The organism is Pseudomonas eucalypticola (assembly GCF_013374995.1).
Classification (GTDB): domain Bacteria; phylum Pseudomonadota; class Gammaproteobacteria; order Pseudomonadales; family Pseudomonadaceae; genus Aquipseudomonas; species Aquipseudomonas eucalypticola.
The window spans coordinates 2,974,979-2,999,171 of sequence record NZ_CP056030.1 but is presented as its reverse complement, the minus strand read 5'-3'; the positions used below and the strand labels follow the sequence as shown (position 1 = coordinate 2,999,171).

The 24,193-nt window shown below is 64.5% G+C and carries 21 protein-coding genes; 8 read left to right on the top strand and 13 right to left on the bottom strand.

The features are described 5' to 3' along the window. The first annotated feature begins 112 nt into the window (after positions 1–112). From HWQ56_RS13445 to HWQ56_RS13430, 4 genes are all read left to right on the top strand, one after another. Positions 113–2,110: a peptidase U32 family protein gene (locus tag HWQ56_RS13445; protein WP_176570805.1), complete on the top strand. Its 1,998-nt coding sequence runs from the start codon at positions 113–115 to the stop codon at positions 2,108–2,110. Between the two features lie 141 nt (positions 2,111–2,251). Then, positions 2,252–3,058 (top strand): DUF1838 family protein, encoded by an 807-nt coding sequence (locus tag HWQ56_RS13440; RefSeq protein WP_176570804.1) that lies wholly within the window; start codon positions 2,252–2,254, stop codon positions 3,056–3,058. Between the two features lie 198 nt (positions 3,059–3,256). Beyond that, positions 3,257–4,231, top strand: a complete 975-nt coding sequence (locus HWQ56_RS13435; RefSeq protein ID WP_176570803.1) for an aliphatic sulfonate ABC transporter substrate-binding protein — start codon at positions 3,257–3,259, stop codon at positions 4,229–4,231. Continuing rightward, positions 4,228–5,067: an ABC transporter permease gene (locus HWQ56_RS13430; RefSeq protein ID WP_158158532.1), complete on the top strand. Its 840-nt coding sequence runs from the start codon at positions 4,228–4,230 to the stop codon at positions 5,065–5,067. The genes HWQ56_RS13435 and HWQ56_RS13430 overlap by 4 nt, the downstream gene beginning before the upstream one ends. Before the next feature lie 16 nt (positions 5,068–5,083). Here the strand turns inward: HWQ56_RS13430 and HWQ56_RS13425 are convergent, their stop codons facing one another. Next, positions 5,084–5,638, bottom strand: a complete 555-nt coding sequence (locus tag HWQ56_RS13425) for a DsbA family protein (protein ID WP_158158531.1) — start codon at positions 5,636–5,638, stop codon at positions 5,084–5,086. A 378-nt stretch (positions 5,639–6,016) separates the two neighbouring features. Here HWQ56_RS13425 and HWQ56_RS13420 point away from each other — a divergent pair, with 378 nt between their 5' ends. From HWQ56_RS13420 to HWQ56_RS13410, 3 genes are all read left to right on the top strand, one after another. Then, a complete protein-coding gene (locus HWQ56_RS13420; RefSeq protein WP_176570802.1) occupies positions 6,017–7,054 on the top strand; it encodes an ABC transporter substrate-binding protein in 1,038 nt (345 codons plus the stop codon). Between the two features lie 199 nt (positions 7,055–7,253). Beyond that, on the top strand, positions 7,254–7,952 hold the full coding sequence (locus tag HWQ56_RS13415) for a peroxiredoxin-like family protein (RefSeq protein WP_176570801.1): 699 nt from the start codon (positions 7,254–7,256) through the stop codon (positions 7,950–7,952). A 15-nt stretch (positions 7,953–7,967) separates the two neighbouring features. Next, positions 7,968–8,816, top strand: coding sequence for a TauD/TfdA dioxygenase family protein (locus HWQ56_RS13410; protein ID WP_176570800.1), 849 nt, complete (start codon positions 7,968–7,970; stop codon positions 8,814–8,816). Positions 8,817–8,861: 45 nt separating this feature from the next. Here the strand turns inward: HWQ56_RS13410 and HWQ56_RS13405 are convergent, their stop codons facing one another. The 12 genes from HWQ56_RS13405 to HWQ56_RS13350 form a co-directional block, all read right to left on the bottom strand. After that, entirely contained in the window at positions 8,862–10,328 is a 1,467-nt protein-coding gene (locus tag HWQ56_RS13405; RefSeq protein WP_176570799.1) for a hypothetical protein, read from the bottom strand. 89 nt (positions 10,329–10,417) lie between these two features. Continuing rightward, a complete protein-coding gene (locus HWQ56_RS13400; RefSeq protein ID WP_176570798.1) occupies positions 10,418–10,777 on the bottom strand; it encodes a hypothetical protein in 360 nt (119 codons plus the stop codon). 81 nt (positions 10,778–10,858) lie between these two features. Next, positions 10,859–11,992 carry a GGDEF domain-containing protein gene (locus HWQ56_RS13395; RefSeq protein WP_176570797.1) on the bottom strand — a complete coding sequence of 378 codons (1,134 nt, stop codon included), beginning with the start codon at positions 11,990–11,992 and terminating at the stop codon, positions 10,859–10,861. 137 nt (positions 11,993–12,129) lie between these two features. Then, the gene (locus tag HWQ56_RS13390) at positions 12,130–12,564 is read right to left on the bottom strand and encodes a RidA family protein (RefSeq protein ID WP_176570796.1); all 435 of its coding nucleotides are present in this window, start codon (positions 12,562–12,564) and stop codon (positions 12,130–12,132) included. A 37-nt stretch (positions 12,565–12,601) separates the two neighbouring features. Continuing rightward, positions 12,602–14,179, bottom strand: a complete 1,578-nt coding sequence (locus HWQ56_RS13385; protein WP_176570795.1) for a flavin monoamine oxidase family protein — start codon at positions 14,177–14,179, stop codon at positions 12,602–12,604. A gap of 13 nt (positions 14,180–14,192) precedes the next feature. Beyond that, on the bottom strand, positions 14,193–15,122 hold the full coding sequence (locus HWQ56_RS13380) for an ABC transporter substrate-binding protein (RefSeq protein ID WP_425331943.1): 930 nt from the start codon (positions 15,120–15,122) through the stop codon (positions 14,193–14,195). Positions 15,123–15,127: 5 nt separating this feature from the next. Then, positions 15,128–15,913, bottom strand: coding sequence for an amino acid ABC transporter ATP-binding protein (locus HWQ56_RS13375; protein WP_176570793.1), 786 nt, complete (start codon positions 15,911–15,913; stop codon positions 15,128–15,130). Next, entirely contained in the window at positions 15,906–16,859 is a 954-nt protein-coding gene (locus tag HWQ56_RS13370) for an amino acid ABC transporter permease (protein ID WP_176570792.1), read from the bottom strand. Before HWQ56_RS13370 ends, HWQ56_RS13375 begins: the two co-directional genes overlap by 8 nt. A 12-nt stretch (positions 16,860–16,871) precedes the next feature. Then, positions 16,872–19,307 (bottom strand): TonB-dependent receptor plug domain-containing protein, encoded by a 2,436-nt coding sequence (locus tag HWQ56_RS13365; protein WP_176570791.1) that lies wholly within the window; start codon positions 19,305–19,307, stop codon positions 16,872–16,874. Positions 19,308–19,656: 349 nt separating this feature from the next. Next, complete coding sequence (locus HWQ56_RS13360) at positions 19,657–21,000, bottom strand: LLM class flavin-dependent oxidoreductase (protein ID WP_158158519.1); 1,344 nt, start codon at positions 20,998–21,000, stop codon at positions 19,657–19,659. A gap of 13 nt (positions 21,001–21,013) precedes the next feature. Further along, positions 21,014–21,814: a class II aldolase/adducin family protein gene (locus HWQ56_RS13355; RefSeq protein WP_158158518.1), complete on the bottom strand. Its 801-nt coding sequence runs from the start codon at positions 21,812–21,814 to the stop codon at positions 21,014–21,016. A gap of 112 nt (positions 21,815–21,926) precedes the next feature. Beyond that, complete coding sequence (locus HWQ56_RS13350; RefSeq protein WP_176570790.1) at positions 21,927–22,832, bottom strand: LysR family transcriptional regulator; 906 nt, start codon at positions 22,830–22,832, stop codon at positions 21,927–21,929. A gap of 285 nt (positions 22,833–23,117) precedes the next feature. Between HWQ56_RS13350 and HWQ56_RS13345 the strand changes: the two genes are divergently transcribed. Then, complete coding sequence (locus tag HWQ56_RS13345; protein WP_176570789.1) at positions 23,118–24,188, top strand: LLM class flavin-dependent oxidoreductase; 1,071 nt, start codon at positions 23,118–23,120, stop codon at positions 24,186–24,188. Positions 24,189–24,193: the final 5 nt, after the last annotated feature.

Below are 24,193 nucleotides of genomic sequence, written 5' to 3'. Positions count from 1 at the left end.
TCACAAGCGCCGCGCCGTATCGGTGCGGCCCGCCTGGCAGGCTCTGGGTGCCTGGCGGGCCAATGCCCGCTACAATGCACGCCTTGACCGTGATCACCCAGACCAGAAAAACATGTCCCTACCCAAGCACCACCTGGAATTGCTCAGCCCTGCCCGTGATGTGGAGATCGCCCGCGAGGCCATCCTGCACGGCGCCGACGCCATCTACATCGGCGGCCCCAGCTTTGGCGCGCGGCACAACGCCTGCAACGAAGTGGCCGATATCGCCAAGCTGGTGGAGTTTGCTCGCCGCTACCACGCCCGGGTGTTCACCACCATCAACACCATCCTTCACGATGACGAGCTGGAACCGGCGCGCAAGCTGATCCACCAGCTGTACGACGCGGGTGTCGACGCCCTCATCGTCCAGGACCTGGGCGTGATGGAGCTCGACATTCCACCGATCGAGCTGCACGCCAGCACCCAGACCGACATCCGCACCCTGGCCCGGGCCAAGTTCCTCGACCAGGCCGGGTTTTCCCAGCTGGTACTGGCCCGCGAGCTGAACCTGCAGGAAATCCGCGCCATCGCCGATGAGACCGACGCCGCCATCGAGTTCTTCATCCACGGTGCCCTGTGCGTGGCGTTCTCCGGGCAGTGCAACATTTCCCATGCCCAGAACGGCCGCAGTGCCAACCGTGGCGACTGCTCCCAGGCATGCCGCCTGCCGTACACCCTCAAGGATGACCAGGGCCGAGTGGTCGCTTTCGAAAAGCACCTGCTGTCGATGAAAGACAACAACCAGAGCGAAAACCTGCGCGCCCTGGTCGAGGCCGGGGTGCGTTCGTTCAAGATCGAAGGCCGCTACAAGGACATGGGCTACGTGAAGAACATCACGGCCTATTACCGCCAGCGCCTGGACGACATCCTCGAAGGCCGCCCGGACCTGGCCCGCGCCTCCAGCGGCCGCACCGCGCATTTCTTCGTGCCCGACCCGGACAAGACCTTCCACCGCGGCAGCACCGACTACTTCGTTACCGACCGCAAGGTCGATATCGGGGCCTTCGACACCCCGACCTTCACCGGCCTGGCCGTGGGCGTGGTGGAAAAAGTGGGCAAGCGTGACCTGCTGGTGGTCACCCACGAACCCCTCACCAACGGTGACGGCCTCAACGTACAGATCAAGCGCGAAGTGGTGGGTTTCCGCGCCAACATCGCCGAGCCCAAGGGCGAGTTCGAAGAGGACGGCGAAAAGCGCTACCGCTACCGTGTGGAACCCAACGAGATGCCGGCCGACCTGTACAAGGCGCGCCCCAACCACCCGTTGAACCGCAACCTGGACCACAACTGGCAGCAAGCCCTGCAGAAAACCTCTGCCGAGCGTCGCATCGGCCTGGCGTGGAAGGCACAGCTGCGCGAACAGCGCCTGGAACTGACCGCCACCAGCGAAGAAGGCATCTGCGCCAGCGTCGCCCTGGATGGCCCATTCGGCACTGCCAACAAGCCGGACCAGGCGCTGGAGCAACTGCATGACCTGCTCGGCCAACTGGGCACTACACCCTACCACGCCACCGACATCAAGCTGGACGCGCCCCAGGCCTATTTCATTCCCAACTCGCAGCTCAAGGCCCTGCGCCGCGAAGTGATCGATGCCCTGACCGCCGCCCGCGTGGCCGCCCACCCTCGCGGTGGCCGCAAGCCCGAGACCGATCCTGCGCCGGTATACCCTGAGTCGCACCTGTCGTTCCTGGCTAACGTCTACAACCAGAAGGCCCGCGACTTCTACCACCGCCACGGGGTGAAACTGATCGACGCCGCCTACGAGGCCCATGAGGAACCCGGCGAAGTGCCGGTGATGATCACCAAGCACTGCCTGCGTTTCTCCTTCAACCTGTGCCCCAAGCAGGCCAAGGGCGTGACTGGCGTGCGCACCAAGGTCGCCCCCATGCAGCTGATTCACGGCGATGAAGTGCTGACCCTGAAGTTCGATTGCAAGCCCTGCGAGATGCACGTCATCGGCAAGATGAAGGGCCATATCCTCGACTTGGCGCCGCCGGGCAGCAAGAAGAGCGTGGTCGGCCACATCACCCCCGAAGACTTGTTGAAAACCATCCCCCGCGCGCCTCACTGAGGCGTCGCCGCAGCCCTGTCTTGTGCCGGGGTGGCCGCCTGGCCATCGCGCACAAGACACCTTTTGCCATACTTCCCCTTCATCATTTCTGCGCTTTGCCGCGGTAGTCTATCGTCCCTTCATTTCCAGGCCCGCTGACCGATGATCGATCTCGACCAACCCCTCGGTGTCCTCACCGCCCTGCGCAAACTCCACGGTTCTACGGTGGACGCCAAACCCGTGGTGGTTCACTGGTCCGGCCACGCCTGGGCACGTCGTGAAGGGGAACCCGACCGCTTGCTGTTCAAAGTCGAGGGCATGAACATCCGCCAGTGCGCGACGCTCGCTGACCCGCTGCGCGGCGCTGGTTTCCGCCTGGTGTCACGGGAACTGATGCTGTACCTGGACCCGGTCACCGGAGTGCCCCTCAAGACCTGGCACAACCCCTGGACCCAGGCCGATGTGCCCGTGATGCCAGTGGCCAATGACCCCGTGAACCTGCCGCCCTTCCACGAGCGTGATGCGCGGGGGCAGCCGCTGCGGTGCCCCTTGCGGGTACAGGGCGAGCGCGTGTTCGCCGCCAGCGAGATTCCGTTGTTCTACCCCAACCCCCTGGGCGGGGATTACCAGGAATACGTGGGCAACCAGTACCACGCCATGGAAATTTTCGACTTCGTGGCTGACCGCAACACCCTGCTGCGCGACGATACCGACACCGCCGATGCGGCCCTGGCCTGGGTGCGCATCGCGCCGTGGCTGCCGTTCATGCGCATGGGCAGCCGCCCAGGGCTGATGGTGTTCAATGCCATGGGCCAGACAGTGCCGGGTATCGACGCATTGCCGCCAGTGCTGCGCGAGGCGATCGCCATGGACTTCCCCGCGTATGCTCAGCCCCCGGCGCTGGACGACGCACGCCCCAATGCCACCAGCTGGACCGTCGCGCGGCAGCTGATCGACGCACAGCGCTGAGCGGTTCGGCGGCGCACGCGATGTTGCTGGGCCAACAGCGATTCCACAGTGTGCTGCCCCCGCCACAGCCGATGGCCGCCACACCCTGCTGGAACAGGTGTACCACCCTCTGGCACAAAGCCTGCAATATTCCCTCCGAGCAGGAAAGGTCTCTCTCAACCCGACCTTTCAGACATAAAAGCTGCCTTGGAGCGTCGCATGACACGAACCCTCTTTTTCTCAATGGTCAGCGCTTGTGCCCTGGCCCTGGTGGTGCACGCCAAGGCCCAGGCGGCCGAGGCCCCTCCGGCCGAAGTGCATCTGGACTATGCCTACTACTCCCCGGTCAGCCTGGTGCTCAAGCACTTCGGTTTCCTCGAGAAGGCCTTGCCCCACACCCAGGTAGGCTGGGTGCTGAGCCAAGGGAGCAACCGCTCACTGGAGTACCTGAACAGCGGTGGCGTGGACTTCGCGTCCTCGGCCAGTCTTGCTGCGGTATTGAGCCGCGCCAATGGCGCACCGATCAAATCGGTGTACGTGTACAGCCGGGCCGAGTGGACCGCGCTGGTGGTGCGCAAGGACTCGCCATACCAGCGCGTCGCCGACCTCAAAGGCAAGAAGATTGCCGCCACCAAGGGCACCGACCCCTACCTGTTCACCCTGCGGGCCCTGCAGCAAGCAGGCTTGAAGAAGGATGACGTGGAACTGGTGCATCTGCAGCACCCTGATGGCCGGGTGGCCCTGGAAAAAGGCGACGTCGATGCCTGGGCCGGCCTGGACCCGCACATGGCTGCCAGCCAGGTACAGGCCGGTTCCCGCCTGCTGTATCGCAACCGCGACTTCAACAGCTATGGCGTGGTCAGCGTCACGGAGCGGTACGCCAAGGACCATCCGGGCACCATCAAGGCCGTGATCGGCGCCTATGAACAGGCGCGCCAATGGTCCGTGGCGCACCCGCAGGAACTGGCCCAGTTACTCGCCACCGAGTCGGGGCTGCCGCTGGACGTGGCCAAGCTGCAATTGTCGCGCACCGACCTTGCCAGCCCGCGACTGACCGCCCAGGACGTGGCCGCCTCCAAGGCTGCCGCGCCGATTCTGGTGTCGGAAGAACTGGTACGCCGGGGCACCGACGTCAACCAGGTGATCGACCAGTTGATCGACCCGGGTTTTGACCAGACGGTCGCGCGCCAATGATCAGCCGCCTCAAGGCACTGGCCAGGCCGGCGCCCCGGCTCAGTATCGGCGTGCCGTGGCGCCGGCGGTTCAAGGGGCTGGTGGTGCCACTGGCAATCATCGTGCTGCTGGAGGGCGTGGCGCGCGCGGGCTGGCTGCCGGCGTACCAGATGCCCGCCCCCAGCGAGGTGGTGCTGACCCTGCGTGACCTGGCCGAGGGCGCCCTGTGGAAACACATCAGTGCCAGCCTGGGCCGGGTGCTGTTGGGGTTTGTCATCGGCGCCAGCCTGGCTCTGGTGTTTGCCGCCTGGGTAGGCCTGAGCCGCGAGGCCGAGGCCTACCTGGCCCCCACCTTCGCTGGCCTGCGCTCGATACCCAGCCTGGCCTGGGTGCCGCTGTTGCTGCTGTGGCTGGGTATCGACGAAACGTCGAAGATCGTGCTGATCGCCATCGGTGCGTTTTTCCCGGTGTACCACAACGGCGTGGCGGCCATCCGCGACATTGATCGCAAGCTGGTGGAGGTAGGGCGCATCTATGGCTTCAGCCGCTGGCAATTGGTACGCAGGATCCTGCTGCCTGCCGCCCTGCCCGGCCTGTTCACGGGCTTGCGCAGCGGCCTGAGCCTGGCATGGATGTTTCTCGTCGCCGCCGAATTGATCGCCGCCACGCGTGGCCTGGGCTACCTGCTCAGTGACGGCCGCGAGACCTCCCGGCCAGACATCGTGCTGGCGGCGATTATCGTTCTAGCCCTGCTGGGCAAGCTCAGCGATGGTGCGCTGGCACGCGTGGAAAAACACTGCCTGCGCTGGCGCGACAGCTTTACCGGCCTGCGCATGCCAGCGAGTGGTCGAGGGTGAACTCAACCGCGGCCCGCTAGGCCAGGTGCCTGGCCCACTCGGCGACAGTGTCCCCGCTGCTGATCGCGCCTTGCACCAGGCCATCGACCATGAAGGTCGGTGATACATGGATGCCGTTCTGCCGCGCGTACTTGCAATGCCATTTCACTGCCTTGTCCAGGTCGGGGATAGCGAAGGCTTGCGCCAGGTTGACGCCGCTGTACTGCTCGATACGGGCGATGATGTCATTGGGCGTGGCGTCCAGGTTCGGGCCGCCGGCGTGGTGGGTGAATTCGAACGCCTCGCGATGGCGCGCCACGGCATCCATGACGGCCTTGGCAGCGTGCTTGCCCTCAGGCAAGGTCGACGCCGCCAGGATGCAACGCACGATCACCCCGGAGAACATGTGCCACGGCTGGGACTGCAGGCGGACCTTGACGGTCACACGGTCTTCGCCAACCAGCGCCAGCAGCTCATCGAGTTTATTGAAGGCCTTGACCGAGAACGGGCAGGTGGGTTCGAGAAATACCTCGAAGGTGCGCGGGCCATGGCCCCAGGTCAGCGGGTCGGCGTGCCAGGTAGGGTTTTCCATGGGTTTCTCCTTGAAGTGTGCGGCCATTATAAGCAGGTCTCCGAGTTCCTGGGCCGCACAGGACGGCTCACCCTGCGTACCGGTTGCGCCCCGCGCTCTTGGCCCGGTACATGGCCTGGTCGGCCTGCTGCACCAAAGCGAAGCTTTGTACGAAATGCATCCCAACTCGGCCATGCTCCTTTACATTTCAAAACAGCGCCGTCAGAAAGATAACAATCCGCCGCTGCCCGCCCTTTAGGCCACGGCCTCCGTGCATTCGATCGGAAAAGACAGCGGCGCTAAAGGCGCATTAGCTTATTCTCATGAGTTATTTAAAATAATTTAATTATTCCTATAATGTCTATTTCACCCACTCGCTGACAGTCAGGCAGAACCGCCATGAACGTTCGTAAACCCCCTTTCTCACGCTTGAGCACATTGACCACCGCCCTGGGCCTGGGCCTGTCGTTGCTCGCGGGCAGCCTGATGGCGCCGGCCGCCGCCCAGGCCGAAGGCCAGTTGCGCATCGCCGAGCAGTTCGGCGTGGTGTACTTGCTGCTCAATGTGGTGCGCGACCAGCACCTCGTGGAAAAATACGGCCAGCAACAAGGGTTGGACATCAAGGTCGACTGGACCCAGTTATCCGGCGGGTCGGCGGTCAATGACGCGCTGCTCGCGGGCTCGGTGGACATTGCCGGCGCTGGCGTGGGCCCGTTGCTGACCGTCTGGGACCGCACCTATGGCCGTCAGAACGTCAAGGCCGTGGCCTCGCTGGGCAACTTCCCCTACCTGCTGGTCTCCAACAACCCACAGGTCAAGACCATCGCCGATTTTACCGCCAAGGACCGCATCGCAGTGCCGGCCGTAGGGGTGTCGGTGCAGTCGCGCTACTTGCAGTATGCGTCGGCCAAGCGCTGGGGTGACCAGGACTACGCGCGCCTGGACGCCTACTCCATCAACCTGCCACACCCCGACGCGGCCGCGAGCATTGCGTCGGGCGGTACCGAGGTGACAGGCCACTTCTCCAACCCGCCGTTCCAGGAGCAGGAGCTGGCCAAGCCCGGCGTGCATGTGGTGCTGGACACCTACGACCTGCTGGGTCCCAATTCGCCCACGCTGCTGTTTGCCACCGAGAAATTTCGCAACGAGAACCCCAAGACCTACCACGCCTTCATGGCGGCCCTGGCCGAGGCCGCCGACTACATTCAGAAAGACAAGGCGGGCGCAGCCGACACCTACATTCGCGTGACCCACGCCACCATCGACCGCGCCGATCTGTTGAAGATCATCGACAACCCGCGATTCGAGTTCACCATCAACCCGAAGAATACCTACCCGCTGGCCGAGTTCATGTACCGGGTGGGGGCCATCAAGCACAAGCCCGCTTCGTGGCAGGACTATTTCTTCGTGGACGCGAAGCCGTTGCAAGGCAGTTGAGCGGGCCATAAAGCCAGGCACCGGGGAAGGAAAACGCTACTTACTGCATAAAAATGATCTTCATGATCAATTCTTTGCATATTAACTTATAACGAAACAAACCTTCCCCACTCCACCGATAGCCGATAACGTCTGCTGCACAGTCCGACCCTACGCTGCGGAGGCCCACTGTCCCCCACTTCCGCCACGAGGGTTGCCCATGAGCACCGTTGTACCCCATTCCCTGAATCAACAACTGGCCGACCTGCACGCCGAACGCGTGCGCACCTGGGACCCGGCCGTGCTGCAAGTCAATATCGACCAACGTCAACGCCTGGTGGCCGAGGCGCCGGGCAGGAGGTTCGTCCAGGCGGGCGATCGGGTGGCGCCGTTCACCTTGCACACCGTCGAAGGCGAGGCGTTGAGCCTCGAGCGCCTGGTCGGCGGCGGCCCCGCGGTGCTGGTATTCTTCCGCTTCGCCGGCTGCCCGGCCTGCAACCTGGCCATTCCTTACTATGAGCAACACCTGCAACCGGCACTGCGAGCCCGTGGCGTACCGCTGGTGGCCGTGAGCCCACAAGTGCCCGAGCGCCTGGTGGAGATCAAGCAGCGCCATGGCCTGACCCTGCAAGTGGCCAGCGACTTGAACAACCAGTTGGCTCGCCGCCTGGGCATCCTCTACCACTTCGACGACGCTTCGCGGCGAGCGGCCGAGGCCAAAGGTTCGCCCATCGGCAGCGTCACCGGTACCGGCACCTGGGAACTGCCCCAGCCGACCGTGGTGGTGATCGGCAGCGACCAGCAGGTGCATTTTGCCCAGGTCAGCCCCGATTGGCTGGTGCGCACCGAAGCGCAGCCGATCATCGCCGCGGTCGACGCCCTGCTCGCCCGTGCCATCCCCACCCCCGCCACTGCCTGAACAGGAGTCGTCGCCATGGGCGCGGAACACGCTATCGACCTCGAACAATCCCTTGTCGTCACCCCGCTGGAGCCTACCCTGGGCGCCGAGATCAGCGGCGTCGACCTGAGCCGGCCGCTGACAGCGGCACAGCGCGACCAGGTACACGCGCTGCTGCTCAAGCACAAGGTCATCTTCTTCCGGGATCAGCACATCACCAGTGCCCAACAGGTGGCCTTTGCCCGCCAGTTTGGCGAACTGTACGTGCACCCCACCACCGAAAAGCAGGATGCCACGCTGCCCGAAGCGCACCTGATCCAGGCCGAGGATGCACGCCTGAGCTACGGCGATGCGCGCAAGGGCCGCTGGCACACCGACACCAGCTGGATGCTCAAGCCGACCTTCGGCGCGGTGTTGCGGGCTGTCAGCCTGCCGGCGGTGGGCGGTGATACCCTGTGGGCCGACAGCGGCCTGGTGTACCGTGGGTTGCCAGCCGAGGTGCGCGAACGCATCGACAACGCCTTCGTCACCCACAACTTCAAGTCGTCCCTGGACCGAGTGGGCTACCCCTACCCTATCCTTGCCCATCCGCTGGTGCGCACCCACCCCGAGACGGGCGAGGATGCGCTGTTCATCAACTTCTCCATGTCACCGCAGATCATCGGCTGGAGCCCGGAAGACAGCCAGGCCCTGGTGGCACTGCTGTTGCGCGAGTACAGCAACCCCGAGTACCACGTACGGTTCAAATGGACCGAGGGTGCCATCGCTTTCTGGGACAACCGCGCGCTGTTGCACTATCCGGTGTACAACTACGGCGACTTTCCACGGGTCATGGAGCGGGTGCTGATCGCAGATGACGACATCCCCCACCGCGTGCGCCGTTGATACAGGCGGTCTGGCTCCGTGCCGGGGGGGTGGCGCCTTGGCTTGCTAGGCAGGGCTATCGAAGGCCACGCGCATTTCCAGTGTCAGGTCACTGCCATCGCGTAACGCTTGCAGCCTTGCAAGGGGGATGACATGGGTGACAGCGTTGAGCGACGTGACAGGCCGGTCACTTGCCAGTTCGATCGTGGTCGCCGAACCGTCGCTGAGGTTGCCATGCGCCCGCAGCCAATAACGCTGACCCAGGGCGATGAGCGGCCAGGCGGCGACCGTGGCCGTGGCATCGCCGTTGAGGTTCGACACGTCGAGGTCAGCCCCCGGGGCCTGGATGATCGCTGGCGTCGGCAGCGCGCTTTGGGGCATGCCCAATACCTGCAACCGCAGCGCCGGGGAAGTACCGATCAACTGGCCATTGCGAAACACTGCACACACCACCTCGATCGTCGAGTCCAGGCTGGTGGCGATGACCGAACTGGGCACACTGACGAGACCCGTGCGATCGCTGCCCACCGACGCTGAAAAGTTCGCCGCAGGCGTACCGTCCAGGTAGCGCCACACCACCGACACCGTGTCCCCTTCAGCCAGGCGTGAGTCGGTCAGCACCACTGTGGCCGTATTGGGGGTATTGGAAGTGCCGGGGCGGATCGGGCTAAGGGGGTTGGCCTGGCCGCCGGTGGCGTCGTTGACGATGGGTGCCGGCCAGGGTTGCTGCCCTGCCTCACCGATGGTCAGGGTAAGAAACCGCGAACTGCCGACAATCACCCCATTACGCCGCGCGTCGTACCACACGTCCACCGCCCCGTTTGCGTTGCCGGTGATATAGGGCACCCTGGCGATCTGCACCGACAGGTCACCGGTGCTCGGAAAGGAAGCCGTGAGATTGATGCTTGCATCCGGGCGACCGTGCCAGTGCACGCTGATGCTGTCACCGGGCAGCAAGGCAGGGTTGGCCCTGACCACGACGGCCACGGTATTGCCCACCTGGCCGGGATCGACCTGGCCTCCCGGGAAATGCGGATCGGTTTCCGGCGCTGGCAGGGTATTGACCTGGCCACTGACCGCCAGCAACAATACTTCAGAAGCGTATGCCTGCCCCAGGGAGGCTACTCGATAGCTGACCCGTAACGAACCGCCCACCAGCGCCGTGGCATAGGCTTTTTCCACCTGAAAGCTGATCGGCAGCCCAATCTGCGAGGCTTGCTCGATAGGTCGGGTCCATGTCTGGTAAACGCTACTACCGCTGGCAGTGATACCCTCCCACACCAGGGTGACGCTCTGCCCGACCGCCATGAAGCCATAGGCAGGCACGACCACTTCCTGGTGGCTGCCGATGATCAGGTCAAGGTTATAGGTAGTGCCGGTGACCCCGGTCAGGCGTGGCGCGGCCAATATAACCGGTTGGCCGACGAGGCGTACCGTGACACGCCGCGAGCGGCTGGACACACCGTCTTTGACGCCATCGTAATATACCGTCGCCGTGCTGCCCACCAGCGCGGCGGCTTTGTCGTTGGGCACGTACAGCGTGATCCGCGGGGCGGCCTGCCTGATACTGAAGGGTTTTTGGACCAGCACCGCTGGCCCGATAACCGGCTGGCCAGTCCAGGTCAACAAGCCGTCGGACGGCACGTCCAGGTCAACAAGCCGTCGGACGGCACGTCCAGGTTGCCATCGATGTCCACCCGGATGGCCACGTCGGCTCCCCCGAGGGCGTCCATATCCAGTACACCGTTGTCCCAGTAAAGATCCAGGCTATCACCAACACCCCAGTCCAGCTGCACGACAACCTGCACGAGCACCGCCGTTCTCGGGTTGTACAGGTCGCTGTTGTTCAAACCACCATGCACCACCACGCTGGGCATGATAGGCGCTGGCAATGTCGGCGACACATCGCCGTGGCGGTCCGGAGTGGCAGGTAGTTGCTCGCTTAGCGTGATGCGACGCAGGGCCTGGCTGAGGGTGGTCATGGGCTTGAACCCCCAAGTGAGAGGTCCGAGTCTAAGCGTGTGCCGCAGGGCTGTAACCTGTCAGATCTGACAGGCAGGCCTTCAGACGGCCTCGGCCACCACCACCTGATTGCGGCCCTGGGCCTTGGCGCGGTAAAGGGCCTGGTCGGCATGGTTGATGAGCTTGTGCAGGTCCTGGCCGTCGGTGTCGGCGTGGGCTAGCCCCACGCTGGCGGTCACCTGCCGCACCGGTTCAAGCTCCAGGCGGGCGATCGCACGCAGCAACTGCGCGGCGAGGGTTTCAGCCACCTCCAGGGACGTATTGGGGAGCAGCACGGCGAACTCTTCCCCTCCCAGGCGCCCGTGAATGTCCGCGGCGCGCAACGACGTACTGATCACCCGGCCGATCTGGCGCAGCACCTCGTCGCCCACGGGGTGGCCGAAGGTATCGTTGATGAACTTGAAATGGTCCATATCCAGCATCAGCGCGCACACCGGCATCTGGTTGCGTTCGCAGTACTTGAATGTCTGCTGGGCATGTTCGAAGAACGCCCGGCGGTTTTTCAGGCCAGTGAGTTCGTCGGTCTGCGCCGCGTAAGTGGACAGGGTGTGGGCGCGCTCGATTTCATGGGTCAGCCGGTAGGCCTTTTCCAGCGCGTTGGAGAGCGTGTGCGTGGCCTGGCAGACGAACGAGGCGAACACCATCACCGCCAGGGCAATGCCCACCTGCAGCGTGCTGGGCTGAAACAGCAGCCACACCGTGCAGGGCGCCAGCACCAGGATGATGGACACCACGGTCATGTGCCGGTAGGCCGAATAACAGGACACCGCGCTGACCGACATGCCCACGGCGAACAGCATCACCAGGGCCTGGGCCAGCAGGTCATTGGCCGGGATGACCGCCAGTGCGCCCACCCCCCAGATCGTCGCCGATGACACCAGGGTCAGCCAGTAGGGGCGTTCCCAGCGCGCCGGGGTCCGTTCGGCCAGGGGGCTGCGAAAGTAGCGCAGGAACACGCTGCCGCGCACCAGCATCGACACCGCGAGCAGTGCCAGCCAGCAGGCGACCACGTTGTGGTCGAAGCGCTCCCAGCCAAGCCAGACGAGCATCACCGCGGCCAGGTAGCTGCCGAACAGTGCTGACATCGATTGCCGGAACAACTGTTGCAACTGGTCGGTACGGACCTGTTCGGCGATGTGTAGATCCTGTTGGTGCTGCCGTCCCTGATGATCCATGCAGTCCGCCTGATCCTGAGTGGTGCGACGAAAAAACGATTGTCGCACCGAGGGGGGATGGCAGACAACGCCCCACAGGGGAACGGTCGTCAGGCCGGACCCCAGGTGTCGTGCGGCATCAGGCGTCCACGTTACAGTCAGCCACGGCGCACGGCGATGCCATCGATTTCCACCAATGCGCCGGGCAACGGCAGGCCGGCCACCTGGATGGCGGTGCGCGCCGGCTTGTTAGGTTGCTCGGCGGTACCGAAGAACGGCAGGTAGCCGGCCTGCAGCCCGGCGAAGTCCAGGCGGCCTTCCAGTTCCGGCACGCCCACCAGAAACACCCGCAACTGGACGATATCGCCCAACCCGAGGCCCTGGTCCTGCAGCACCTTCTGCAGTTTGCGCAACACCGACTCGGTCTGGGTGCGGGTATCGCCGTAGGCCGCCGAGGTGCCCTGGGGGGCCTGAGGGTCGGCGACATCGGGCAAGGCGCCGCTGAGGAAGACCAGTTCGGCACTGGCCGGTACGCTGACGGTCTGGGAAATGGGGGAAGTGGCAGGGCCGGTACGCAGAATGTCGTGGCTCATGGTGGATACTCTCTTTTTCTGAAAAAGTGGAATGAATTCAGGACGCCAAGGCTGTCTGGCGTTGGCGAATCACATGCTCGGCCAGTTGCCCGACCACCCGGCGCGCCGAGTTGGCGGCCGATTCCTGCCAGATGCCGATGCCGTTCTGGCCCAGGCCATCGCTGGCCAGGTACACACGGCCCTGGGGCGCTTCCAGCAGGGCATGGGCATCGGCGGGGAAATGCTCGCGTTGCAGCCACGGGCCTTCGCTGTACGCCACCTGCTCCCACGACACGGCCAAGGGGTGACGCAGGCTGGCCGAATGGCCGGGGTGCAGCAGCTCCACGGCTTCGGCTGAAGCCGCGTACTGGGCGTCGAACGCCTGGCGGCCAAACGCCGCCGCGCCCTCGCCCGTCACGTAACCGGCCACCAGCAAGCCCTCGGGGCTGTTGAGTTCATTGCTGGGGTACCACAGCAGGCGCGCCGGGTGCTCAAGCCACGACAGGCCGCCATAGATGCGGTACTCCCGCTCCCAGAAGCGCGGGGCCTGCCACGCTACCTTGGTGGCCTGGTCATTGCGGGTGGTGCGCAGGGCTGCCTTGAAGGGCTCGCTGAAGTCGGTGTCCAGGCGTGCGAGCAAGGGCAAAGGAAGGGTCGAGATCAGGTAGTCGGCCCGCGCCACCTGAGGGTCGCCACCCACGCCGTCATCGAAGGTGACGCTGACGCCCTCCCCGTTCTGGCGTACCTGGCGCACCACCGCGCCCAGTTGCAGCTCGTCGTGCAGCCGTTGTTCGAAGGCGTGAGTGATTCGGTCCATCCCGCCCACCGGTTGCAGCATCGTGGCGGAAAATTCCGGGTATTCGGTGTGCAGCAACGCACCCCATAGCTCTGGGTGCAGCAAACGGTCCAGCGGCACCGGGGCGGCAAACGCCGGTAACGAGCCGGGTGCCGGCTTGGCCACGCCGTGCCCAGCGCGCACACTGCCTTCATAAACCAGTTCCTGGGACAGGTCGCCATACCCTTGCAGGAAGGTCAGCAGCCGCGTGCGTTCCTCGGCCGACAGTTGATCATCCAGTGCATCCCGGTTGACCGCAGTGGCCAGCAACCCGGCCAGGTGCCCGCGGGTGTCGTTGAGGGCCTGGCGCACACTGAAGGCCGGCTGTTCCAGGTCGGGGCGCAACTGGGCGCTGTGGCTGGTGTTGACCAGCACCTCCATAGGCACGCCCAATTCCCTGCAATAATCGAGGATGGTCCGGTGCTGGCTGGGCAGCCGAGCGGGGCCGGCATTGAAGTACAGGCCGGGGGCAAACGCGGCGGTTTGCTGGCGGCCGTCCAGGTAGTCCACCCGGTCGCCATGGCGCAGGGTCCAGTTGCGCCCGCCGGTGCGCTGGCGGGCTTCCAGCACCCGCACCCGAAAACCGGCGCGCTTGAGTTCGTAAGCGGCCACCAGGCCAGCGATGCCGGCGCCGAGGATCAGCACGCTGGCGCCCTGCCCGGCCTGGGGTCCGTAGTCCAGTGTCTGGTACTGCAGGTGGGTGGAAGGGCCCAGGCCCAGGGCTGCCAGTGCGGCCTGGGCGGCTTTTTCGCCGCCTACCGCGTTGATGCTGGCCAGGGCTTCACGTCGTGTCAGTGCCATGGGGGTGCTCCTTTCAGTCCGGCAGGCCTGGTGGATTGATCTGCGAGTGGTCGATGCGCTCGGCGTCCAAGCCCCAGCGTTGGAGCACGGCGGCGTACTGGCCACCGGCGATGACGCCTTCCAGCGCGGTGTGGATCGGCTGCACCAGGCCATTGCCCTTGCGCAGGGTCACGGCAATGTCGGCCTGCAGCGGCCAGCCACCGTTGACCAGGCCCACCTCCCGCAGGTTGCCGCGCGTGGCCTTGATGTAGGCCAATATCGAGTTGGGGGCGAAGATGGCGTCCACGCGCCCCGATTGCACGGCCAGGGTGGCCGCGGCCTGGTCATCGAAATACATCAGGGTGGCCGGCTCCAGCCCTGCCTTCTCATTGGCCTCGTTCCAGGCCAGCAAGACCTTCTCCTGGTTGGTGCCCGAACCGACGATCACCTTCAGGCCGGCCACGTCCTTGGCTTCCTTGATCGAGGTCAAGCGGCTGCTGTCCTTCACATAGAAGCCCAAAACGTCCTGGCGGTAGGTGGCGAAGTCAAAGCGCTTCTTGCGCGACTCGGTGACCGTGACGTTGCTCAGCACCGCGTCGTATTTGCCGGAGCTGACGCCCAGGGGCCAGTCCTCCCAACTGGTCTGCACCACCTTGAGCTCCAGGCCCAGGCTGTCGGCGATCAACCGCGCGGTGTCGGCCTCGCTGCCGATGGTGGTCTTGTCGTCACTGGCCAGCAGCGCCAGGGGCGGGCCCGAGGCGCCGGCCACCGCCACGGTGAACTTGCCGGGTTCGGCGAACGTGAAACCAGCAGGAATCTGGGCAATGGCCGCCGGGTTGCGGGGCGCGTCGATGTGCGCTCGGTTGGGACTGAGGTCGAACACCGTTGGGGTATCGGCAGCCAGGGCCGGCAGCGCGAACGCGGCGCCGACCGCAAGGGCCAGCAAGGCTAGGGGGCGTGTCATGGCAGTCATTCCTTTAACAGGGGGGCGGTCAGCACCTTGCCCAGGAAGGCAGCGGTGCGTGGGTGGCGTGGGTGGTGGAAAATCACTTCAGGGGGGCCTTGTTCCACCAGCATGCCGTCGCAGAGGAACACCACGTGGTCGGCCACTTCACGGGCAAACCCGATTTCGTGGGTGACCACCACCAGGGTGGTGCCGGTAGCGGCCAACTGGCGAATCACGTCGAGCACCTCGCCCACCAGCTCCGGGTCCAGGGCCGAGGTGGGTTCGTCGAACAGCAGCACTTTGGGCCGCAGGGCCAGCGCGCGGGCAATCGCCACCCGTTGCTGCTGGCCGCCGGACAATTGCCGGGGGTAGGCGTCGGCCTTCTCTTGCAGGCCTACCTTGGCCAGCAGTGCCAAGGCACGCTCACGGGCTTCGCCACGGCGCCACAGTTTGTGCGCCAAGGGTGCTTCGGTGATGTTCTCCAGCACCGTCAGGTGGCCGAACAGGTTGAAGTTCTGAAACACGAACCCTACGTCCAGGCGGCGCTTGAGCACCTCGCGTTCCTTGAGCTCGTGCAACTGGTTGCCCTTGCGCCGATAGCCCACGTATTCACCGTCGATGGTGATGTGCCCGGCGTCGATTTTCTCCAGGTGGTTGATGGTGCGCAGCAAGGTCGACTTGCCCGAGCCGGATGGCCCGAGGATCACGGTCACCTGCCCGGGGTCGACCGTCAGGTCTATATTATCCAGCACCCACTGGTTGCCAAAACGCTTGCTCACGCCCTGGATTTCGATGCGCCCTTCAGCCATGGGTCTTCTCCTTCAGCCAGCCACGCAAGCGTTGCAGCGGCGTGGGCGGTAGATTGCGCAGCGCGCCCCGGGCGAAATACCGCTCGATGTAGTACTGCACGCTGGTCAGCACGGTGGTGATCAGCAGGTACCAGACGGTGGCCACGATCAGCAGCGGAATCACCGCCTGGGTGCGGTTGTAGATGACCTGCACGGTGTAGAACAGCTCGGGCAGGGCCAGCACGTAGACAATGGAACTGCCCTTGACCAGGCCGATCACTTCGTTGAAGGCGGTGGGCACGATAGAGCGCAACGCCTGGGGCAGGATGATGCGAAAGATCCGCCGGCGCGCCGGCAGGCCCAGGGCCGCGGCGGCTTCATGCTGGCCGGTGTCCACGCTCAATACGCCGCCGCGAATGATTTCAGCGGTGTAGGCGGCTTGCAGCATGCCCAGGCCCAGCACCGCCACGGTGAACTGGCTGAGCACGTCTACCGTTGACCACTGGTAGCCAATGTCGGTGAACGGCACGCCCAGCCAGAGGTGGTCGTACAGGTAGCCGAAGTTGTAGAGAATGATCAGCACCAGCAATGCCGGCATGGAGCGGAAGAACCAGATATAGCCCCAGGCCAGCGACGCCAGCAGCGGCGATCGTGATAGCCGCGCCAGCGCCAGGGCGGTGCCCAGCACGGCGCTGATCAGGGTCGCCAGCAGCGTCAGCAGCAGGGTCTTGCCCAGCCCCTTGAGCACCGCCGGGGCCAGGAACCACTGGGCGAACACCCCCCATTCCCACCGCGGGTTGGTGGCCAGGGAATGGACGATGCCCACCAGCACGGCGGCGGCAAACAGCGTGCCCACCCAGCGCCCTGGGTGGCGGGCCGGCACGATCTGCAACGCGGCCGGGGGCAGCGGTTTCGCCACGGGCGCAGCATCGTTGCGGTATTGAACGGCTTCGGAGACGATCGGCATGGCAGGTTCCTCTTAGAAGGCGTAGGTCAGGCGGGTGTAGTAGTAGCCACCGGTGAAGCCATAGGGCGAATACACGCCATAACTGCTGACCATCGTGGAAGACGGCACCCCTTGTTTTTTCGGGTACACGTCAAACAGGTTCTTGGCGCCCACGGCCACGCTGAGGTCCTTGGTCAGGTGGTAGCCAACGTCCAGGTCGGTGATCCACTGGGCTTTCCACACCCGGTCCAGGGAGCGGTCGCTGGCGTCGTTGACTTCCTTCCACGAGCCGTAGCGGGTCAGGCCGAGGTTGACGTCGAACTTGCCGATGCTCCAGTCGCCCCCCAGGATCAGCTTGGTCTTGGGTTGCACACTGGTGAGGACGTTGCGCGCCTTGCGGTCCATCAACTCGTATTCGGTGCCACCGATGGTGGTGCTGCCGGTGGCGCTGAGGATCTCGGTCTCGTTCCAGTTGAAGGCCGCGGTGTATTTCAGCGAGCCCCAGTTGCCCAGGTCCTGGCTGTAGTTGCCCACCAGGTCCAGGCCCTTGGTGCGGGTGTCGGCGCCGTTGAGGAAGTACTGGCCGCCGGAGGTGGAGCTGATGCCATTGGCCTGCAGCACCTGGGTGACTTCGTCGCCCAGGAGCGTGCCGGTCAGGGTGATGCGGTCACGGATGTTGACCACGTAGGCGTCGGCGGTGAAGCTCAGGCGGTCGGCCGGGGTCCAGGTCAGGCCGAGGCTGAAGTTGGTCGAGCGCTCAGGCTTGAGCGAACTGGCGCCCAACGCCTTGGCCGCGGCCGAGTCCACCGGCAGCACGCCGTAGTTGATCGACTGGTACACCCCGTCGACCACGCCATAGGTGGTGGAACGCGCACTGAAGATGCTGTTGGCCAGCGACGGGGCGCGAAAGCCGTTGCTGACCGTGCCGCGAATCGCCAGTTGCGGGGTGAACTCGTAGCGGGTGGTGATCTTGCCGCTGCGGGTGCTGCCCACGCCTTCGTTGTAGTGTTCGTAGCGCAGCGCCGTGCCCAGGTACCACTGGGGCAGCGGGTTGATGCCGAAGTCGACGTAGCTGGCAACGCTGTTGCGGCTGGCACTGGCCTCGTCCGCGGGTGAGATGCCGTTGGTGACCTGGGCACCAGACGAGGCACAGTTGCCCGGGGCCACGCAGTAGCCGCCATCGGCGTAGGACGCATAGTCGCCCTTCTTCACTTCATAGCTGTCGCGCCGGTGCTCCAGGCCCCAGGACACGTCCAGCGGCTTGCTCAGGCCGATGTCGTAGTTGCGCTTGAAGTCCAGGTTGGTGGTCAGCTCATCGGACACCCAGGTGCCGTTGGTGAAGCTGTTCGGCGTGGCTTCGCCCAGGGACGGGTTCTGGTTGTGGAACGAGCCCTGCTCCGCCTCGTTGCGCCCGTAGGTGGTGGACAGGTCCCAGTCCCATGCGCCTACCAGGCCCTTGGCGCCGAAGGCGGCCTGGTAGTCGTCCTCGGTGATGGTCCAGGTGGGCGTGTAGCCGGCCGGGTAGCCGTTGGGGCCGGTGGTGATGGTGTTGGTGATGGTGGGCAGGCGGAAGTTCTGGCCCTGCTCGGCTTCGCGGTGCGACACGGTGCCGAAGGAGTACAGGCTCAGGGTATCGTTGAGCGGCAACTCGGCATTGTAGGCCAGGTTGTACAGGTCGATCTTCGGCGTGCCGTAGCCACCGTAGGTGGACTTGCCGGCCTTGTCGTAGGCCTGGGCGTAGGTGTAGCCGTTGTCACTGGCCTTGTTGTCATCGTTCTGGTTGCGCGCGTCCAGGGACAGGTGGACGATGCCGCCGTCGCCGATCTCGAATCCCTTGTCGAGGCTCTGCTGCACGGTCTGTTTCTTGCCGTCGTAGCCCTGGCCGACGTGGGTCACCGAGGTGCCGCTTGAATCGGCCTTGAGGATCACGTTGATCACCCCGGCGATAGCGTCCGAGCCGTATTGGGCAGCGGCGCCGTCACGCAGCACTTCGACGTGGTCGATGGCGCCGATGGGGATCATGTCCAGGTCCACCGGCGCGGCGCCGGTGTTGATGCCGTTGATGTTCAGGGTGGCCGCAGTGTGGCGGCGCTTGCCGTTGACCAGCACCAGCACCTCGGCGGCGTTGAGCCCGCGCAGGTTCGGCGCGCGGGCCATGCCACTGGCGTCCCAGCCGGTCTTTTCCGGCAGGGTCAGCGAGGGAATCGCGGCGCTCAAGGCCTCCATGAGGCCGGGCTTGCCGGTGGCCTGCAACTGCTTGGCACTGACCACGTCGATCGGCACCGGGCTGCTGGTGACCGTGCGCTGCTCGGCACCGCGGTTGCCGGTGACGACCACGGTGTCCAGCGCGCTGTCTTCAGCGTGGGCGACCGAGGCAAAGAGGATACCGGTCACGGCCACGGCCAGGGGGCTGAGGCTCACAGTCGGGGTGAGAGGATTGCGTCCACTGCGTTGGCTGACGAATTCCATACCTGGGGGTGACTCCCGTCCAACACCTGCGAAGCGGGTGCCCGTCCGGGGCACCGAAAGGCTGCAGGCCTGTTCTGATGGATACCATCCGGGGGTGGGGGTAGGTGGTCTGGGAGCTAAGGTATGGGAATAAGTGAGCGCTGTATAATTCTATTTCGACATAAAACTATATGATTTTATTTTATTGTTTTTTGTATTTTAGATCAGCTATTTGAATGTTTTGGTATACCTGAAACGAACGCGGCGCCTGGTTCCCGAGCTGCGCCCGGTCCCACAGAGAGGCATCTGTACCTGCTCTGTGGGGCTGGGCGAAGCTTGGGAACCAGGCGCCGCGGTAGGGAAGCTCGGCTCAGGCTGGAATTTTCAGCCCTGCATCGACGCGACGGGCTAGGGTATGGCGGTTCTCCACCACCGGCAGCCCCAGGTGCCCACGCAAGGTGTCATGGCTGTACTCCTCGCGGAACAACCCCTTGGCCCGCAACAGCGGCAGTACCCGCTCGGTGAACGCCTTGAACTCGCTGGGCGCGGTCACACGGATATTGAAGCCATCGGAGGCACCCTCCACGAACCACCGTTCGATCTCGTCCGCCACTGTCTGCGGCGAGCCGACAAAATGCGAGAACGGCGTGGCGAACCGCAGGGCTGCCTGGCGCAAGGTGAGCTGCTGCTCGCGCGCCACCTGCTTGATGTGCTCGGCGTGCCCCCGGTAGCCGTTGCTGCCCAGGTCACCCAGTTCCGGGAACGGCGCGTCCAGCGGGTACTGCTTGAAATCGTGGTAATTGAATGGCCGGCCCAGGTGCACCAGGGCCTTGTCCAGGTCGAGTTCACCGTGCAGGTGCCGCTCGATGGCCCGCGCCTCTTCGTCGGTGTCGGCGATGATTGGCGCGATGCCGGGCAGGATCACCACATGCTCGGGGTTGCGCCCGGCCTGGGCGGTGCGCCGCTTTACGTCACGGTAATAGGCCTGGGCGTCTTCGAAGTTGTCGACCCCGGCGAAGATCCCCTCGGCGAAATCTGCCGCCAGCGCCCTGCCCGACTCGGAAATGCCGGCCTGGAAAATCACCGGCTGGCCTTGCCTGGACCGTGCGATGTTCAGCGGCCCGGTCACCGAAAAGAATTCGCCCTTGTGGTCCAGACGGTGCTGGCGACTGGGGTCCAGGAACCGGTTGTGCTGTTTGTCACGCGGGAAAGCATCGTCCTCGTAGGAGTCCCACAGCCCTTGCACCACCTCCAGGTGTTCCCGGGCCTTGCGGTAGCGCTCGGTGTGGTCGATATGCTCTTCGCGGCCGAAATTGCCGGCAGCGCCTTCAAGGCCGGTGGTCACCACATTCCAGCCGGCACGGCCCTTGCTGATCAGGTCCAGGGAGGCGAACTGCCGTGCCACGTTGAACGGCTCGGTGTATGAGGTGGTCAGCGTGGCCACCAGGCCAATCTTCGAGGTTGCACCGGCGATGGCCGACAGCAGTGTCAATGGCTCCAGGCGGTTGAGGTAATGGGGCGCCGAATCCGGGGTGATGTAGGGGCTGTCGACGATAAACACCAGGTCGAACTTGGCGGCTTCGGCCTGGCGCGCCTGTTCGCGGTACCAGTCGATGTTGACGCTGGCGTCACCGGGAATCTCGGGGCTCAGCCAATCGGCCTGGCCGGTGCCCACGCCCGTGAGGATGGCGCCCAGTTTCAGTTGTCGGCTCATGCTGCTTCCCTGCTCAGAGTTTATAGTCGGTGTCGGTGCGTTCCAGCTGGCGGATCAGCGCGTTCCAGTGCCGCGCCACGCCCGGGCCGTCGCCAGCGGCGAAAGCCTTGGCCTGCTGTTCGACCTTTTCCACGACTTCGCGCGGCGGGAACACCAGCTCGGCGTTACCCGCCCCCTGGGCGGCCACCTGAATGGCGCAGGCACGTTCCAGCCCGTGCAATTGCTGAAAGGCATGCTCGACGCTGATGCCACCGGTCAACAGCCCGTGGTTGCGCAGGATCATCACGCTCTTGTCGCCCAGGTCGGCCACCAGGCGCTCGCGCTCGTCCAGGTCTAGCGCTACGCCTTCGTAACCGTGGTAGGCCACACGGCCAGAGAAGCCAATGGAGTGCTGGGAAATCGGCAGCAAGCCGTCCTTCTGTGCGGACACGGCGATGCCATCGCGGGTATGGGTATGCAGCACGGCCTTCAAGTCCGGGCGTGCGCCATGAATCGCACTGTGAATCACATAACCGGCGTAGTTGATGCCAAGGCCGGTAGGGTCATCGACGATGGTGCCGTCCAGGTCGACCTTGACCAGGTTCGAAGCGTTGATCTCATCGAACAGCAGGCCGAAGGCGTTGATCAGGAAGTGTTCGTCGGGGCCGGGCACGCGGGCGGAGAAGTGCGTGTAGATGTGGTCGGTCCAGCGGTGCAGCGCGGCCAGGCGGTAGGCGGCGGCGAGCTTGACGCGCACTTCCCACTCTTCGGGGCTGACGCGGTCGCGCACGCTGCTGGTCTGGGTGTGTAGCGGTAAGGATGTGACGCTGCTCATGGGCACTGCTCCCTGTGGGGCCTTGGACTGTCGTGCACGCAGCCTAAGCGCCCAGGGGAGCATTTAAAAATCACATTTTATTCTAAGCTAATTATCATATTTTTTTATGTCTTCACGCCGCATCCCTGGCTTTCTTCAGCGACCGGGCCACCAGGTCGCCGAAAGACTCCACCGGCCCCTGCAGGTTGCCCAGAAAGCGCGGGAAGATCAGCCACAGGTCCATCACCGGCTTGAAGTCCTTGAGCGGTATGGCGGCCAGCCGTTCACGATGGGCACTGCGCTCGAGCAGGTCGCGGGGCACCAGGCCCAGGCCCATGCCCTCGGCCACCAGGCCCAGTTGCAGTTCGGTGCCGAAGGTTTCCAGGTTGATCTTCAAGCCCAGGCCCTGGTCCGACAGCGTGCGCTGCAGGCCGGCACGGAAACCGCAGCCGTCGGGGTTGAGGATCCAGCCGCTGTCATAGATATCGGCCAGTTTGCCGGGGCGCTTGGGCAGTTTGTCCTTGGCGCAGACCACTACCAGCTCCATCTTGCCAATGGACTCGCCAATGATGTTGTCCGGAAAGATCTTGCCGGCCGGGAACAGCGCGGCGGCTGCGTCCAATTCGCCCTTCTCGATCTTGCCCACCAGGTGGCTGCCCCACCCGGTGGCCACCTGCGCACGCAGCGCCGGGTATTGCTGACGCAATTGCTTGAGGGCATCGAGCAGCACCACGTCGCCAATAGTCTGCGGCACGCCCAGGCGCAGCACACCCGTGGGCGGCGCATCACTGGCCACCAGTTCGCGCAGGGCATCCATCTCCCGCAGGATGGTGCGGCACTGTTCATACACCTGGTGGCCGATGAGCGTCGGCTTGAGCGGCTTGGTGTTGCGGTCGAACAGTTCCACCCCCAGCGCCTGCTCGAAATTCTGCACCCGCCGGGTGATGGCGGGCTGGGTCAACTGCAAGGACTCGGCCGCATGGCTGATCGACTGGCAACGGATTACCGCGACAAAGGCATCGATATCATCAATTTTCATTCGGGCCGCACATGTTTGGGGGGTGACAAAATGTGGGAAAAGCATAGTACTAAAGGTGGGGGGTTGGCTAGATGATGATGCCCCGGGGTGCCTGTGGTAGGCGCAGCATCGGCTTAATATGCATTATCGTAATAGTTAACTATCATTAAATTCAATTAATTAATAATTACGTTAGAACAAAATCGAATTTCACAACCGCCCAACCCTGCCTTTATGTTCTTCATCAACGACCGACCCCTCACCCGGCGGAGGCCCTTGATCAGCTCTACCCATGAAGGAAGCACCATGAGCATCGAATTCATCGGCTACATCGGCGGCCATCACGCCTCGGAAATACACCCTGCCACCGGCCCCGTGCTGCAGCCCGAACACATTGAAAAAGTAGCCCGCGCCCATGAGGAAGCCGGCTTCGACCGTGCCCTGGTGGCCTTCCACTCCAACAGCCCGGACAGCACCCTGATCGCCAGCCACGCCGCCAGCGTGACGAAAAACCTGAAGTTCCTGATCGCCCACCGCCCCGGCTTTGCCGCCCCTACCCTCGCCGCCCGCCAATTCGCCACCCTGGATGTGCTGAACGGTGGGCGTACGGCGGTGCACATCATCACCGGCGGGGACGACAAAGAGCTGCGCGCCGACGGCAGTTTCATCGGCAAAGACGAGCGCTATGCTCGCACCGACGAATACCTGACTGTGCTGCGCCAGGAATGGAGCGCCGACCAGCCGTTCAACTTCAAAGGTGAGTATTACCAGTTCGAAGGCGCCCACTCGGCGGTCAAGAGCGCCAAGCCCATTCCCCTGTACTTCGGCGGCTCGTCGGCAGCGGCCATCGCGGTGGCGGGCAAGCATGCGGACGTGTACGCACTGTGGGGCGAGACCTATGAGCAGGTCAAGGAGGTGGTGACCCAGGTGCGCGCCGAGGCCGCCAAGCACGGCCGCACCGTGCGTTTCAGCCTGTCGCTGCGGCCGATTCTGGCCGAGACCGAGGAAAAGGCCTGGGCCCGCGCCGACAGCATCCTGGCACGCGCCACCGCCCTGGCTGAACAGCGCGGTTTCGTGCGCCGCGAGCCCCCGAACGAAGGTTCGCGCCGCCTGCTGGCTGCCGCCGCCCAAGGCTCGCGCCTGGACAAACGCCTGTGGACCGGCATCGCCGGGCTGCTGGGGGCCCAGGGCAACTCGACCTCGCTGGTGGGCACCCCGGAACAAGTGGCCGAAGCCCTGCTCGACTACTACGACCTGGGTATCACCACCTTCCTCATCCGTGGTTTCGACCCGCTCGACGACGCCATCGACTATGGCCGCAAGCTGATTCCGCTGACCCGCCAGCTAGTCGCGCAACGCCAGGCCCAGGTCGCCTGACACCA